Below are 15,586 nucleotides of genomic sequence, written 5' to 3'. Positions count from 1 at the left end.
AGTCGACGCATCGAGACAAAGACAGCCAAGGCGTCGGACAAGCTCTGAGTCAGACCAACCCGACCCCACATCCATCATCACTGACAAGCTCGACCGACGGAGATGGGCGCGTTGTCGGGGACGGGTTGCGGGGCTGGTTCGACGAGGCCAGCACCGCGTCCACGGCGGTTCAGGGCACCCCCCGAACAGGAATCCCGCGCGCGCGGCGGCGGCTGCGGAGTTCCACGGGACATGGTCGGACGAGATGGCTACGCTGAGGTCATGAACCTTCCTCCCGTCGCCGCCCGGCAGCCCACGCGGCGCATCCACCACAACGATGTGTTCGTCGACAACTACGAGTGGATGCGCGACAAGGACGCCCCGGAGGTCATCGCGCACCTCACTGCCGAGAACGCATACACGGATGCCCGCACCAGCCATCTTGAGCTGCTGCAGGAACAGATCTTCGAGGAGATCAAGGACCGCACCCAGGAGACCGACCTCAGCGTTCCGGTGCGCCGTGGGCAGTGGTGGCACTACACCCGCTCGGTGGAGGGACAGGAATACGGCATCCACTGCCGCGCGCCCATCTCGGGTCCGGATGACTGGACTCCCCCGGTCATCGAACCGGCGACCGCCACCAACGCGACCGCCACCGACTCGACCGGCACACACGCGGGCGACAGCACCCCCGGCCTGCCCGGCGAACAGGTGCTGCTTGACGACAACGCCGAGGCCGCGGGCCACGACTTCTACTCCCTCGGCAGCTTCGACGTGAGCGATGACGGCAGCACCCTGCTCTACGCCGTTGATATCGAGGGCGACGAGCGCTACACGGTGCGGATACGCACCATCGCCACCGGCGAGAACCTGGCCGACGAAATCCCGAACACCAGCGCCGGCGCGCTCTTCGACCCGAGCGGCCGATACGTGTTCTACACGACCGTCGACGACGCCTGGCGCCCCGATACGGTCTGGCGCCACGAGGTCGGCACCTCGGTCGAGGCCGACGTGACGGTGTTCACCGAGCCAGACGAGCGTTTCTGGGTGGGCGTCGGCCGTTCGCGCAGCAACCGTTACCTCATGATCGAGGCCGGCTCCAGTGTCACCAGCGAGACCTTCCTTCTTGACGCCGCGGACCCCACCGGCGAGTTCACGGTGGTCTGGCCGCGGCGCGACAACGTGGAGTACGACGTGGAGCACGCCGTCATCGACGGCGAAGACCGCCTGCTGATCGTGCACAACCACAACGCCGTGAACTTCGAGCTCGTCAGCGTGCCGGCCGCCGATCCGAAGGACCCGGGCCGGGTGGTGCTGCCGCACAGCGAGCGCATCCGCCTGGAAAGCGTCGACGCGTTCCGCGACTTCGTGGTGGTCGAGTACCGCAAAGACGGCCTCACCCGGGTGGCCTACGCGACCAAACGCGGCGGCGGCCTCACCGAGATCACCTTCGACGAGGAGCTCTTCTCGGTGGGCACCGGCGGCAATCCGGAATGGAACCAGCCGACCATCCGTCTGGGCTACACGAGCTTTGTGACCCCGTCGACGGTGTACGACTACGTGGTCGCCACCGGCGAGCTGCGCCTGCTCAAGCAGCAGCCGGTGCTCGGCCACTACGACCCGACCCTGTTCGAACAGCGCCGCGAATGGGCCGTTGCCGCCGACGGCACCCGAGTGCCGATCTCCCTCGTCTACCGTTCCGACCTCGTCGAGCCCGGCGTCCCGGCCCCCACCCTGCTCTACGGCTACGGCTCCTACGAGATCAGCATCGACCCGTCGTTCAGCATCTCCAGGCTCAGCCTGCTCGACCGCGGCATGATCTTCGCGGTCGCCCACGTGCGCGGCGGCGGCGAGCTCGGCCGGCTCTGGTACGAAAACGGCAAGACCCACCAGAAGCGCAACTCGTTCACCGACTTCGTCGCCTGCGCCGAGCACCTCATCGACTGCGGCTACACCTCGCCGGACAAGCTCGTCGCCGAGGGCCGCAGCGCCGGCGGACTGCTGATGGGCGCCGTGGCGAACATGGCGCCGTCACTGTTCTCCGGCATCCTCGCCGGGGTGCCGTTCGTCGATCCGCTCACCTCGATCCTCGACCCGAGCCTGCCGCTCACCGTGATCGAGTGGGACGAGTGGGGCGACCCGCTGCACGACGCCGAGGTGTACGCCTACATGAAGACCTACTCACCGCTGGAGAACGTGCACCAGACGCACTATCCGCGGATCCTCGCCGTCACCAGCCTCAACGACACCCGGGTGCTCTACGTGGAGCCGGCCAAGTGGGTGGCGAGACTCCGCGAGGTGGGGGCGGATGCGCTGCTGAAGACCGAGATGTCGGCCGGCCACGGCGGCGTCTCGGGTCGCTACGCCGGCTGGCGCGAGCGGGCCTTCGACTACGCCTGGCTGATCGACGCGGCCGGGGCGCATCCGTCTGGTGAGGGCGAATTCGCCTCCCTCAGCGGCGCAGACGGCGGTACTGCTTAGCCTGCTCGGTGGCCGAATGGGGGGAACCTGGTCGGCGACGGTGGATGACCCAGTAAAGTGAGCAGGTCGCGGCAGTGTGTCCGCAAGCTACTTGGTCTCGGAGGGGGGACTCGACAGTGACGTCTGTGTCGGCCATCCCGCGTCCTCGACCGCGGCTGTCGCGTGCCGACTGCGTCTTGTTCGGTGGCATCGGAGTAGTGCTGCTCGTCAACCTCATCGGCCTGGTTTTCCACGGCGTCGGATTCAACCCGCTCGTTGACGGCTGGTTGGCCGTTTTCAGCAACTGGGCAGCCGTGGTTCTGGTCTGGCTGGCCGTCAACCGGGTGCGTCTCACCCGGCCCGACATCCTCCTCGCCGCGGCAGCGGTGACGGCACTGGCCGTTGGTGACACCGCCTACAGGCTGCTGCCCGACAACACCGGTGCCGAACTCATACCCTCGCTCGCCGACACCTGCTACTTGATGTTCTACGTCTTCATGGTGGGCGTGCTCGCGGTGATCGCCCACCGTGGGTTGCGCGCGCAGGCCTGGCCGGTGCTCCTTGACAGCGCCGTCGGCGCGTTGGGCGCCGCGTCGGTGCTCGCCGTGCTGCTCTCCCCCGCACTGGAAACCGGCGGCCCGTTTTCGGTGACCGTCTTCCTCAGCATGGCGTTTCCGGTGCTGGACCTGCTGCTTATCGCGGCCCTCGCCGGCGTCGCCGCGATACCGGGCCGGGTGTTGGGTCGCTCCGGGCTGCTGCTGACCGCCGGTCTGCTGCTCTTCGCGGCGGCCGACACCGTCTACGCCCGGCAGGCGCAGGTCGAGTCGGTGGTCATCGGATCGGCCCTCAACGGCGTCTGGGCGATCGGCTTCGCTCTCATCACAGCGTGGGTGCTCGCCTCGGTGCGCCGCGGCACCCTGCCGGGGCACTCATCGATCTCCGCCGTCGCCGACGGCACCGCGTACGCCGCCACTTCGGTGGCGGCCCCGATGTCGGCCACGGCCGCCGGCCTGGCCGTGCTTCTGCTGGCCAGCCAGACCCACGTGTCGGTGCTGGCCGTCGGCCTCGCCGGCGGCACGCTGGCACTGGCGGCAATCCCGTTGGCCTTCAGGCAGCGCCAGCTGCACTCGCTCTCGCGCACCGACGACCTGACCGGCCTGCCCAATCGCCGCGCCCTGGCGGTGGATGTCGCCGCCCGGCTGCGCGACGTCGACGCCCGGCCGAGCGCGCTGCTGGTGTTGGACCTGGACAGGTTCAAGGAGGTGAATGACAGCCTCGGCCACGAAGCGGGCGACCAGCTGCTCGGCCGGATCGGCGCCCGGCTGTCCGACGCCCTCCAGGCCGGTGATCTGCTCGCCAGGCTCGGCGGCGACGAATTCGCCGTTCACCTGCACCACGCCGACCGCAAACGCGCCACGGCCATGGCCCGCCGGTTGCGCCTGGTGACCGCACGGCCCATCGTCATCGGCGGCCTCAGCCTCGAGGTCGGGCTGAGCATCGGCATCGCTCTGGCACCGGAGCACGGCTCAGACCTGAGCGGGCTGATGCGCAAGGCCGACATGGCCATGTACACGGCGAAGTCCACCCGGGTGGGCCAGCATGTCTACTCCCCCGGCGACGACAGCAACGACGAGGCCCGCCTGCGCACCCTGCACGAACTGCGCATCGCGCTGGCCGAGAACCAGCTCGTGCTGCACTACCAACCCAAGGTGCACCTGGCCACCGACACCGTGCCGGGCGTCGAGGCGCTGGTGCGCTGGAACCACCCGACCCGGGGACTGTTGTACCCCGCCGCGTTCCTGGACGTGGCCGAAAACGGTGGCCTGATGCGCACCCTCACCCGGGTGGTCCTCGAACTCGCCCTCGACCAGGCCGTGCTCTGGCAGGCCCAGGGGCGCACGGTGACGGTGGCCGTGAACCTGTCGTCGCGGTCGCTGGCGGACTACCACCTCGCCGGGGTGGTCACCTCGATGCTCACCGACCGGGGGCTGCCCGGCTCGGCCCTCATGCTCGAAGTCACCGAGGAATTCCTGCTGGTGGACCGCGACCGCGCCAAAAGCATCCTGCTGCGCTTGCGGAACGCCGGCGTGCTGATCGCCGTCGACGACTTCGGCACCGGCTACAGCTCGCTCGCTTACCTGCGCGACCTGCCGATCGACGAACTCAAGCTCGACCAGTCCTTCGTCATCCCGATGCTCGACGACGACAGGGCGTCGGCTTTGGTCGCGTCCTCGATCCACCTCGGCCACAGCCTGGGCATGCGCATCGTGGCCGAGGGAGTGGAGACCGCGGAGGTGCTCCACCAACTGGAACGCTTCGGCTGTGACGTGGCCCAGGGCTATCAGCTGTCCCGCCCGATTCCGGCGGCGGAACTGGAACGCTGGCTCGACGCTCGCACGGCGCTGCCTGCCGTGACGCGGGCCATCCGGTAGCCGGCCGCTGCGGGTGTGCCCGGCGCGCGAGTGGGAATAGAGTGACCCCGAGCGAAGGAGCACACCATGCAGATCGACAGGGTCGAACTGGAACCGCGCACCCTGCTGGGGGTACACGAGAACGTGAAGATGGCTGACCTCACCGAGTACTTCGGGCGGGCCTTCGAGGTGTCCGCCGCGGCCCTGGCCGCCCAGGGGCTGACGCCCGCCGGGCCGCCGCTGGCGCTGTATCACGGCATGCCCACCGACACCGTCGACGTCACGGCGGGCTTCCCCATCGCCGGGCCCGCCCACGGCACGGCCGATGTCGTCGTGACCGAGCTGCCGGCCGGATCAGCCATCGCGAGCATCTACACGGGCCCGTACGACGGGATGACCCGCACCTACGACGAGATCGCCGCCTGGCTGCGGGAGCAGAACCTCACCCCCGGCATGGACATGTGGGAGGAATACCTCAGCGATCCCGAGACGAATCCCGACCCCGCGACCTGGCAGACCCGGATCGTTTTTCCGCTGACCTGACCGGATGCCCCGGCCCGGCTGTCGGCGGGTGCGTGAGACCATTGAGCCATGCCGCCCACCCCGCCGTCACCCGGTGCCGCCGACTGGAAGTCGGCCGTTGAGGCGCTGACCGGCCCGGCCACGGCGGAGCCGACTCTGCCGCCCATCGCCGAGCCCGGCGGCGGCGACCGCACGGCCATGGGCCTGCTCTTCGAGTTGCGCGAACAGACCCCGCGCACCAACGACCGCTGGCGCGGCGCCACCGCCGTGCGCGCCTCGGCCGGCCGGGCCCGGACCGGCGCCATCCGGCTCGGCGTGCGCCCGGTCCTCCGCAGTGACTCCGGCAAGTGGGTGAAGTCCACGATCACCTGGAGCAACGTGGGCTACCAGCTCAATCGGCAGAACCTCAACGTCGAGCAGCACCGCTGGTTCTGTCAGTTCGTGCCGCTGCACAGGGTCGACCGGCCGGTCTACAACGGCCAGGACACCGAGTGGCTCTACCTCGACGAGTTCGAGAGCCCGCTGCTCTGGCACCTGCTCGCCGAGGCCCAGCGGCTGGGCATCGGCCTGACCGGCAGCCACAAGGACGCCGCCGTGACGGTGGCCGCCACGGCGAGTGTGTTGCTCGATGCCGTGCAGACTCCTGAGGCCCTCACCCTCTCCCCCGTGCTCAGCATCGACGGGCGCCGGCATCCGATCGGCGACGCCGGCGCGCTCGGCGACCACGGGGTCTACGCGTACAGGCTCGGCGCCGACGCCGCCATCGTGCTGGCCCCGAGCCTCGAGCCGCTCAGCGCCGAACAGCGCCGGCTCCTCGGCGGCACCGGAGACCGGGCCGCGGTGCAGCCCGGCCTGGTGGTGCCGGCCGGCGAGGTCGACGAGTTCCTGCGCGAGTATTACCCCACCCTGCGCCGCAGCCTGCCGATCGTCAGCACGGATGCCTCCATCGAGTTCCCGCCACCGCCCCCGCCGGTGCTCGTGCACACCGTGAGCTTCGAGCCGAAGCAGGCGGTGCGGCTGGATTGGCAGTGGCAGGGCGACCGGGACGCGCAGGCCGAGACCGAGGTGCTGGACCGGGTGACCACCGCCGTGCCCGACCTCTCGGCTCCGGCCGATCCTGACGCACCGGCCGTGACCCTCAAGGGCCTCCCCGCCGCTGAGTACACCGACCGAACCCTGCCCAGGCTCGAGACGGTCGCTGGGGTGCGGGTGCAGCTGGTGGGCGACAAGCCGGACTACCGCGAACTCACCGGAGCCCCGCAGCTGATCGTGACGACGGTGGAGACCGAGAAGCGTGACTGGTTCGACCTCGGCGTGATCGTGCGGATCGACGGCCGCAGCATCCCCTTCAACCCGATCTTCACGGCGCTCGCGAAGGGGCGCAAAAAGCTACTCCTGGTGGACAACAGTTACCTCTCGCTCACCCAGCCGGTGTTCGACAGGCTGCGGGAGCTCATCGAGGAGGCCAGGGCGCTGTCGGAATGGGAAACCGGGCTGCGTATCAACCGGCACCAGGCCAGCCTGTGGTCGGACTTCGAGGACCTCGCCGACGAGACCGAGCAGGCCGTGTCGTGGCGGGCCGCGGTGGGCGGGCTGCTTGCCCTCGACCGAGGTGGCTCGGATTCCGCGGCCCTGCCCAGGGCCACGCCGCTGCCGGCCGGGCTGACCGCCACCCTGCGCCCGTACCAGCTGGCCGGATTCGAGTGGCTGGTCTTCCTCTGGGAGCACGGCCTGGGCGGCATCCTCGCCGACGACATGGGGCTGGGCAAGACCCTGCAGGTGCTGGCGCTGCTCAGCCACGCCGTGCAGACCCCGGCCGACGAGCCTGCGGAAACTGCAGAGCCGCGCCGGCCGTTCCTGGTCGTGGCGCCCACCTCCGTGGTCTCCAACTGGCTCGCCGAAGCGGCCCGATTCACGCCGGGCCTCCGCGTGCGCTCGGTGACCAGCACCCAGGCCACCAGCGGCCGCAGCCTGGCCGACCAGGCCGAGGGCGTCGACGTTCTTGTCACCTCCTACGCGCTGCTCCGCCTCGACTTCGACGCCTACCAGGCGCACGGTTGGGCGGGGCTGATCCTCGACGAGGCCCAATTCGTGAAGAACCGCACCTCGCAGCTGCACCGCGCGGCCCGCGACCTGAACGTGCCCTTCAAACTGGCCGTCACCGGCACACCCCTGGAGAACAACCTGCTCGAACTCTGGGCGCAGTTCGCCATCGTGGCGCCGGGCCTGTTCCCCTCCGCCCGCCGCTTCACCGAGGAGTACCTGCGCCCGGCCGAACGCAAGGTGCGCTCCCAGCGCGAGCTGATCGACCGGCTGCGCCGGCGCATCCGCCCGCTGATGCTGCGGCGCACCAAGGATGTCGTGGCCAGGGACCTGCCGGCCAAGCAGGAACAGGTGCTGCGCATCGACCTCGACCCCGAACACCGCGAGATCTACGACACCTTCCTGCAGCGCGAGCGGCAGAAGCTGCTGGGACTGATGGACGATCTCGAGGCCAACCGGTTCATCGTGTTCCGTTCGATCACCCTGCTGCGGATGCTGAGTCTGGATGCCTCGCTGGTCGACGACCAGTACGCCGGAGTGCCCTCGAGCAAGCTCGACGCGCTGTTCGAGCAGCTCGACGAGGTGATCGCCGAGGGGCACCGAGCCCTGATCTTCAGCCAGTTCACCTCGTACCTAGCCCTGGCCGCCGCCCGTCTGGACGCCCGCGGGGTGCGGTACAGCTACCTGGACGGCTCGACCGCCGACCGGCCAGGCGTCATCGACCAGTTCAAGACCGGGGATGCACCGGTGTTCCTGATCAGCCTCAAGGCCGGCGGCTTCGGCCTGAACCTCACCGAGGCCGACTACGTGTTCCTGCTCGACCCCTGGTGGAATCCGGCCAGCGAGAGCCAGGCCATCGACCGCACCCACCGCATCGGCCAGACCCGCAATGTGATGGTCTACCGGTTGGTGGCCGCCGACACCATCGAGGAGAAGGTGATGGCGCTCAAGGAGTCCAAGGCCAAGCTGGTCGAGGCGGTCCTCGACGACGACGCGGTCTTCGCACAGTCCCTCACCCCCGAAGACATCCGGGGCTTACTCGACTAGGGTCTGCGAGGTTACTTGACCAGGGCGAAGCCGCCGGTCCAGCCGATGGAGGAGCCGGCGGCGAGGGTCAGCTGCAGGAAGCCGAGGGCTTCGAGCTCACGGGCGCGCTTGAGGGCGCCGGCGTCGAGGGCGAGCACACCACCGGCGAGGAGCAGGGCGATCAGGGCGTCCTTGGCGGAAGCGTCGTCGCCGGCGACGAGCACCGTGGTGGGGGCGACGCCGTTGACACCATTGGTAGCCAGGGTGGCGGCGAAGGTGGTGTTGAAGGCCTTGAGCACTCGGGCGCCGGGAACGGTCTCGGCAATGACCTGCGCGGCCGAGCCATCCGCCGGCACGACGAGTGAGTCGAAGGTGGCGAAGTCGAGCGGGTTGCTGATGTCGACCAGGATCTTGCCGTCCAGCTGGCCGGCGTACTGCGCCAGCACCCCGGCGACCGCCGGGTACGGCAGGGCCAGAACGACGATGTCACCGGTGAGAGCATCACCGGCGACTCCCGACGTGACGGATGCGCCGGCCAGTGCCGCCGCCGCCGCGGTCTTCTCAGCGTTCTGAGCCAGCAGCTGAACCGATGCGCCGCCCTTCGCCGCGATCGTCGCAATGGCGGTTCCCATGTTGCCGGCTCCGATGATGCTGATGCTCGTCATGACATACTCCCTCTCGCCTTGCGGCGGATGATTAGTTGTTGATACAAGTAATGTATCGGCTTTTAGTTGTCGCGTCAACTAAAGCGGGACCGGCTTGATAAGCTATCCCCATGGACACGAACGAAACGCCCGCCGTGCAGGGACTCAACCAGGCCCAGCTGCACGCCTGGTTGCGCTTCGTCGCGGTGGTGGAGCTGGTGCCCGGGCTGCTCGACTCCCAATTGCAGCGCGACTCCGACCTGAGCCACTTCGAGTACTACGTACTCGCGATGCTCTCCGAAGCACCCGACCACACCCTGCGGATGACCGGGCTGTCCTCGATGACCAATTCCAGCCTGCCCCGGCTCTCGCACGTGGTGCGCCGGCTCGAAGACCGTGGCTTGGTCAAGCGCACGCCGTGTCCGAGCGACCGGCGCGCGACGAACGCCAGTCTCACCGAGGAGGGCTGGGCCGTCGTGCAGGCCGCGGCACCCGGGCACGTGCGCACGGTGCGCGAGAACGTGATCGACCCGCTCACCGACGAGCAGGTGGCGCAGCTGGACGCGATCTCGAACCAGCTGCTGATGAAGCTCGACCCCACCAACCGTCTCAACCCCGGGGCCCCGAAAGGAGTCTGAGCCATGCGGATCACCCGACTCGAACCCGGCGAGGTCTTCGTCTTCGGGTCGAACGCGACCGGGCTACACGCGGCCGGTGCCGCCGCACTGGCGCACGAGAGGTTCGGCGCGGTCTGGGGCCAGGGCCACGGGCTGCACGGTCAGTCGTATGCGATCGACAGTATGAGCGGGCTGGCGGTCCTGCAGCACGAGGTGACCGGGTTCGTTCGGTTCGCGGCCGAGCATCCGGAGCTCAGGTTTCTGGTGACCGAGATCGGCTGCGGCATCGCCGGCTACACACCCACCGAGGTCGCCCCGTTTTTCGCCGGCGTCGGCGCCAATGTCGTGCTGCCGGAGCGGTTCGCGGCGGAGCTCGATCGCTAGACGGCGGGCCCCTCGACGAGGTCGATGAAGGCGCTCAGCTGCGCGAGAGTGCCCGCGTTGTGGGGCAGGGCATCCGTGAGCGCGGGCGAATAGAGCAGGTACGCCGCCCACTGCGCGCGGGAGATGGCCACGTTGAGCCGGTTGGCCAGGAGCAGGAATTCGAGCCCGCGCGGCACCTCCTCTGCGCTGGATGCGGCGAGCGACACGATGGCCACGGCCGCCTCCCGGCCCTGGAACTTGTCGACGGTGCCCACGCTGACCTCGTGCCAGCCGGCCAGGGCCAGCCGCTGCCGGATCACCTCGACCTGCGCGTTGTACGGGGCGACGACGATGAGGTCGTGCTGGCCGAGCGGGGTGCTCTCACCGTTCACGGTCCAGGGGCGACCCAGCAGCGAGCCGATCAGCTCGGCCACGGCGTCGGCCTCTTCGGGCGACGAGGTGGAGTTGAGGGTGTGCGGCACGGGCAGCGGATGCAGGCCGGGCTCGACGCCGTCGAGGTGCCGGGCGGCGGCCCGGGACTCGAGCTTGCCCTCGTAGGAGAGCCTGGAGACCGGCGCACACACAGCGGGGTGCATGCGCCAGCTCTTGGCCAGGAAGTAGCCGAACTCGGCCGGCAGCACATCGTGCCCGTCGGTGAGCCAGCCGAGCGCGGACACGTCGACGGGCTCCGGATGCGAACCCTGGCTCACCTGCGGCAGCTGCTGAGGGTCGCCGAGCAGCAGCAGGCGCCGCGCAGACACCGCGGAGGCGATGGTGCTGGCCAGCGAGAACTGGCCGGCCTCGTCGATCACGAGCAGGTCGAGTGAACCCGGTTCGATGCGGGCGGCGTTGCTGAAGTCCCAGGCCGTGCCACCGAGCACGAAGCCGCCGGCCTGACCGGTGAACTCGGCGAAGCCGGTGGGCGCGAGCGCGGTCCAGCCGTTCTCCCGCGGCTCCTCCCCCGCCTTGGCCTTCTTGCCCACGTGCCCGGCTGCGAGCCCGGCTTTGAGCACGGCGCTGAGCATGTTCTCCACCGTCGCGTGGGACTGGGCGACCACGCCGATCTTCCAGCCGTGATCCCGCACGAGCTCGGCGATCACCCGAGAGCCCGTGTAGGTCTTGCCGGTGCCGGGCGGGCCCTGCACCGCCAGGTAGGACCTGTCGATGCTGAGCAGGCTGTCGCGGATGGCGGTGGTGATGTCACCGTCCACCGGCGGCAGAGCCTGCTCGCTCGCCCGTCGCGGCGGCTCCCGCCGCAGAATGTCCAGCGCCGCATCCGGCAGCATGGCCGGCAGGGCGCCCTGCACCCGCTGCCCCCACTCGGCGATCGCCGGCACTTGCGTGCCGGGCGGTGGCGGCGTGGCCGGGGACAGCGCCATCGGCAGCTGGTCGTAGGCGTCGATACCGCGGCCGAGCTTCTCGGTGACGTAGAGCACCTCTTCACCGGTGGCCTCATCGACCAGCCCGGTGATCTCGGTGCGCTCGTGCGCCAGCCGGGAGCCGGGCTCGCCGGTCTGTGCGAGCGGCGGGTAGGGCGCGTCGTAGAGCAGGAACGGTTTCTGGCCGAGCTTGAGCGAACTGCCCGGCGCCGGCTCGCCCTCGATGCGCAGCACCCGGGACAGGTTGCGATCCCGGCCCACCAGCGCCCAGTCGCGCTCAACCGTGGCCTGCGCCACGATCAGCACATCGCGGGTGGCCGACCACTCGTCGACGGGGTTGCGCAGCCTGTCGAAGTGCTCCTGCCAGAACTTCTTGCCCTCCCGGCGGTGGTAGTCGATGGCGGCGGAGGCCAGGGCGATCGCGGTCTGGTCGGCCGTGCGGTCGCCCGGCGGCGCATCCGCCACCTCGGCCGCCAGGGCCAGGTAGACGGGGCTGGGCTCGCGCACCGGGATGGCCAGCTCCAGGTCGCGGGCGGCGGCGCGCGGGATGCCGGCCTCGTCGGCGCGGGCGAGAAGCCAGTCGCGCAGCCGCAGCGTGGAGAGACAGTCGTATTGGTTGTAGTCGGCGATGGCGTCGAGCTTGGTCTGGGCGGCATCCGTCTGCCCGGCCCGGAACAGGTCGCGGGAGTCGGCGTATTCGGTGATCGAGTCGGCGGCGTTGTCGACGCCCTCGCGATGGTCGTCCCCCATGTAGAGCGGTTCGAGCTTCTTGATCGAGTAGCTGCGGGAGCCCACCCGCAGGCTCTTCTTGACCACGGGGTAGAGGTCCACGAGCACGTTGTCACGGAGCAGGTCGTCGACGGCGTCTTCTCCCACACCGTGCCGGGCGGCCAGGCTCAGCAGGTGGGTGCGTTCGTAGGCGGCGTAGTGGTAGATGTGCAGGGCCGGGTGCTGGGCGCGGCGCTCGGTCACGTAGGCCAGGAAGTCCATCAGGGCCTGGCGTTCCTCGGCATAGTCGTGCGCCCAGAACGCACGGAAGGTGCCGTCGGTCTCGATCAGGCCGAAGAGGTAGTCCAGGCCCCAGTCCGGGCCGTCGGTGCCCGCGGCGGTCTCGCTGTAGAGCGGGTCACCCTCGAAGTCGAAGAAGATGTCGCCGGGGTCGGGCTCCGGCAGGGCGCCGAGCGCCACCGGGTTGTAGACCTCGACCGCGGGGGCGTCCGCGTGGCCGGGCTGCCCGGTGGCGAGCTGGCGGGACTGCAGCTGCAGCCGGGCCTGGGCGCGCAGGGCCGCCACGGTGGCGTCGACCAGCCCGTCGACCGGGCCGGTGCTCGCCGCCAGGGCCTCGATCGTGGTCAGACCGGCCTCCAGCAGGTGCCGGCGCTGGGTGAGCCGCATGCCGGCGACCTGCAGCACGTCCCGGTGCGCGTCCACCTCCACGGAGCAGGCCGCGCAGCGCCCGCAGGCCGTGTAGCGCGGGTCGCCCCACGGGGTGGGATCCGGGTCGGCGATCCGTTCGTCGATGAGGCGTTCGAGCCGGGCGCGGCGCTTGCGGTAGACGGGCAGGATGTCGCGGAGCCGGTGCGAGCTCGTGCGTCCGTCGCCCAGTAGCAGGTGCACCTGCTCGCCGGTGCGGATGCCGAGCCTGTCCAGCTGGTCGCTGTACGCGGCCACCTGCAGCAGCGCGGTGATCTTCGCGGAGCGGGCCAGCTTGGTGTCGTAGACCTCGTAGGCGCCGTCTTCCGTGCGCATGATGAAGTCGGCGAACCCGACGAAGCGGCCGTCGAAGAAGGTGGCCTGGAAGAGCACGTCGGCCCCGGCCCGGAACGCGTCGGCCGTGACGGCGGCAGCCTCCGGCAGTTCCCGCATCGACGGGCGGGCGAACTCGACCACGTCGCGGCTCTGCCGCAGGCGTTCCAGGTAGCGCAGCTCGTGTGCGTCGCCGAGCGCGCCGGCCCGGCGCAGCATGGCGTCACCCTCGTCGGGCACGGTGTCGATGCGACCGAGTTTGCCGTCGAGCTTGCGCATCAGCGCCCACTCGCAGCCCGCGGCGGCGCCGAGGTCGCTCGCACTGAAGATGACTGTTTTGTCGAGCGTCGAATCGAGCAAGAACACTGGGGCGCCTCCACCTGCTGGGATCTGGTCAGGTTACCGGAGGCCACCGACACCGGCCCGCACCCCGCAGCGCGTCCGCCGGTCTACGCTTATCGGGTGACCACAGTTCTCGTGCACGAACCGGATGCCTCCCGCTACGCGCTCTACATCGACGGCGAGCTCGCCGCCCTGGCCGACTACCTCGTGCGGGGCGACACCGTGTCGTTCAACCACACCTTCACCGATCCTCGCCGCCGCGGGCAGGGCCTGGCCGGGCAGGTTGTGGCCTTCGCGATGGACGACGTGGAGGCGACGAGCACCCGGGCGGTGTCGCCGGACTGCTGGTACGTGGGCAAGTGGTTCGCGAAGCATCCGGAGCGGGCGAACCTGCTGCGAGTGCGCGGCTAACTGACCTGCCTGGGCCGTACAGCTAGCGGACTGGTCGGCGTCGTCACCGCGCTGCCGCCGTCGCGCTCCCGCGCTTCAGGCGCATCCGTGCGTCTCGCGGCACACCTTATGCGTCGCGGCACGCCTTGTGCCTCGCGGCACAGGAAACAACCTGTGCCGCCGTGACTAACCTGTGCCGCCGGGAACAACGTGTGCCGCCGTGAACACCGTGTGCCGCCGGAACTAGCCTGTGCCGCCGGGACCAAACCGTGCCGCGAGACCCGGCCCGCGCCGCCGAAACCGGCGCGGCCGGCGCGCAGCCGAGCGGCTCAGGCCCCGGCGAAGCGGGCACCGGCGAGCCGGGCGAGGGTGGCCTCGTCGACGATGGGAATGCCGTAGTCGCGGGCCTTGCGGGCCTTACCGGAGAGTGAATCGGCGTCGGCCGCCACGAGCAGCTTGACCTTCTTGGTCACCGCCCGCCACGGCACCAGGTCGAGCTCGCGCAGCTCCCGCTCCAGCTCGCTGCGGGTGCGGCTCATCTCGCCGGTCAGCACGACCAGATCGCCGGCCACCAGCACGAAGTCGGCGCCGGCCGGCACCGCGACGCCCGGAGCCGGGGTCTGCTGTCGGGTCTCGTCGAGCGCAGCGGCGATGGTCTCGGTGGGAATCGCGAGGAGCATTCCCACACTCACCAGGTCGGCGAGCTCGGCGCCGGTGAGAATGCCGTCCGACCAGGCGAGCGCGGTCAGCGCGGCGAAGTACTGCCGGTGCAGCGCCTCGCAGGTGGCCCGGTTCAGGCCGAGCTCGCCGGCCAGCCGCACCAGCGACTGGGCCTCGTGCACCGACAGCGCCCGGTCGAGCAGGCACCGATCGAGCAGGGCCAGATAGTCGACGTATTCGGCCGGGCCGGCCACATCCGGCAACCGGGTGGTGATGCGCTCGAGGAAGGAGTCCGCGGTCATCGGGTGCGACGAGACCGTGCGGGCGCACCACGCCGTGGACGACACCGCGCCGGCCGGCCAGGCCGCGGCGGCAGCGGCGGCGAGGTGGGCGAACCAGAACTCCGGCGCATCCGCCGCCTCGATGTACGCGGCGAGCAGCCGGGCGGTGGCGAGGGCATCGACGGAAGCCCGGTGGGCGCCGTCCAGATCGATGTCGAGGGCCGCACAGCAATCGGCGAGGGAGCGCCCCGCGCCGGGCAGGAAGTCCCGGGCCAACTGCATGGTGCACAGGCTGACGATCTCGGCGGGCGCGCCACTGCCGGCGCGGCTCAGCTCGGCCAGCAGAAACCGGATGTCGAAGCTCGCGTTGTGCGCCACGACCACGCGACCGCGCAGCAGCTCGATGAGCCGCGGGGCGATCTCGGCGAAGGAGGGGGCATCGAGCACGTCGGCCGCGCGGATGCCGTGGATGTCCTGCCGGCCGAGGTCCCGGCCCGGATTGACCAGCGTCTCCCAGCGGCCCTCGATGAGGCCCCGGTCGCTGACGTGCACCACGGCGAGCTCGATGACCCTGTCGTGGTGAGCGGGAAAGAGGCCGGTGGTTTCGAAATCGATCACGGCGAAACCAGGACCGGCCATGGGGCTCCTTCGCAATCTGTATGCCTGACTCTAGCCCCGCGGGCAGGGTCGAGTGCGCCGCGGATGCGCGGCAGTGGACCGGCG

The 15,586-nt window shown here is 70.0% G+C and carries 10 protein-coding genes; 7 read left to right on the top strand and 3 right to left on the bottom strand.

Features of this window, described 5'->3' with window-relative positions; genetic code table 11:
* Positions 1 to 261: 261 nt before the first annotated feature.
* From RCH12_RS11310 to RCH12_RS11295, 4 genes are all read left to right on the top strand, one after another.
* Positions 262 to 2,460 carry a S9 family peptidase gene (locus RCH12_RS11310; protein ID WP_327016927.1) on the top strand — a complete coding sequence of 733 codons (2,199 nt, stop codon included), beginning with the start codon at positions 262 to 264 and terminating at the stop codon, positions 2,458 to 2,460.
* Between the two features lie 116 nt (positions 2,461 to 2,576).
* Entirely contained in the window at positions 2,577 to 4,871 is a 2,295-nt protein-coding gene (locus tag RCH12_RS11305) for a putative bifunctional diguanylate cyclase/phosphodiesterase (RefSeq protein ID WP_327016926.1), read from the top strand.
* A 66-nt stretch (positions 4,872 to 4,937) separates the two neighbouring features.
* A complete protein-coding gene (locus RCH12_RS11300; RefSeq protein ID WP_103430027.1) occupies positions 4,938 to 5,393 on the top strand; it encodes a GyrI-like domain-containing protein in 456 nt (151 codons plus the stop codon).
* 48 nt (positions 5,394 to 5,441) lie between these two features.
* Positions 5,442 to 8,462 (top strand): SNF2-related protein, encoded by a 3,021-nt coding sequence (locus RCH12_RS11295; RefSeq protein WP_327016925.1) that lies wholly within the window; start codon positions 5,442 to 5,444, stop codon positions 8,460 to 8,462.
* Positions 8,463 to 8,473: 11 nt separating this feature from the next.
* Here the strand turns inward: RCH12_RS11295 and RCH12_RS11290 are convergent, their stop codons facing one another.
* Positions 8,474 to 9,106, bottom strand: a complete 633-nt coding sequence (locus RCH12_RS11290) for an NADPH-dependent F420 reductase (protein WP_327016924.1) — start codon at positions 9,104 to 9,106, stop codon at positions 8,474 to 8,476.
* A gap of 110 nt (positions 9,107 to 9,216) precedes the next feature.
* Between RCH12_RS11290 and RCH12_RS11285 the strand changes: the two genes are divergently transcribed.
* Positions 9,217 to 9,723 (top strand): MarR family winged helix-turn-helix transcriptional regulator, encoded by a 507-nt coding sequence (locus tag RCH12_RS11285; protein WP_103461655.1) that lies wholly within the window; start codon positions 9,217 to 9,219, stop codon positions 9,721 to 9,723.
* A 3-nt stretch (positions 9,724 to 9,726) separates the two neighbouring features.
* Positions 9,727 to 10,086 carry an A1S_2505 family phage non-structural protein gene (locus tag RCH12_RS11280; RefSeq protein WP_327016923.1) on the top strand — a complete coding sequence of 120 codons (360 nt, stop codon included), beginning with the start codon at positions 9,727 to 9,729 and terminating at the stop codon, positions 10,084 to 10,086.
* Here the strand turns inward: RCH12_RS11280 and RCH12_RS11275 are convergent.
* The gene (locus RCH12_RS11275) at positions 10,083 to 13,556 is read right to left on the bottom strand and encodes a TM0106 family RecB-like putative nuclease (RefSeq protein ID WP_327016922.1); all 3,474 of its coding nucleotides are present in this window, start codon (positions 13,554 to 13,556) and stop codon (positions 10,083 to 10,085) included. The two genes, RCH12_RS11280 and RCH12_RS11275, sit on opposite strands and share 4 nt — an antisense overlap.
* Before the next feature lie 96 nt (positions 13,557 to 13,652).
* Here RCH12_RS11275 and RCH12_RS11270 point away from each other — a divergent pair, with 96 nt between their 5' ends.
* A complete protein-coding gene (locus RCH12_RS11270) occupies positions 13,653 to 13,943 on the top strand; it encodes a GNAT family N-acetyltransferase (protein WP_103430032.1) in 291 nt (96 codons plus the stop codon).
* 308 nt (positions 13,944 to 14,251) lie between these two features.
* On the opposite strand, the gene RCH12_RS11265 is transcribed toward RCH12_RS11270, so the two are convergent.
* Positions 14,252 to 15,502, bottom strand: coding sequence for an exonuclease domain-containing protein (locus RCH12_RS11265; protein ID WP_327016921.1), 1,251 nt, complete (start codon positions 15,500 to 15,502; stop codon positions 14,252 to 14,254).
* Positions 15,503 to 15,586 lie beyond the last annotated feature (84 nt).

Origin of the sequence: Cryobacterium sp. MP_3.1 (genome assembly GCF_035984795.1) — a bacterium.
GTDB classification, from domain to species: Bacteria; Actinomycetota; Actinomycetes; order Actinomycetales; family Microbacteriaceae; genus Cryobacterium; species Cryobacterium zongtaii.
This window is presented reverse-complemented; position numbering and strand designations above follow the sequence as displayed.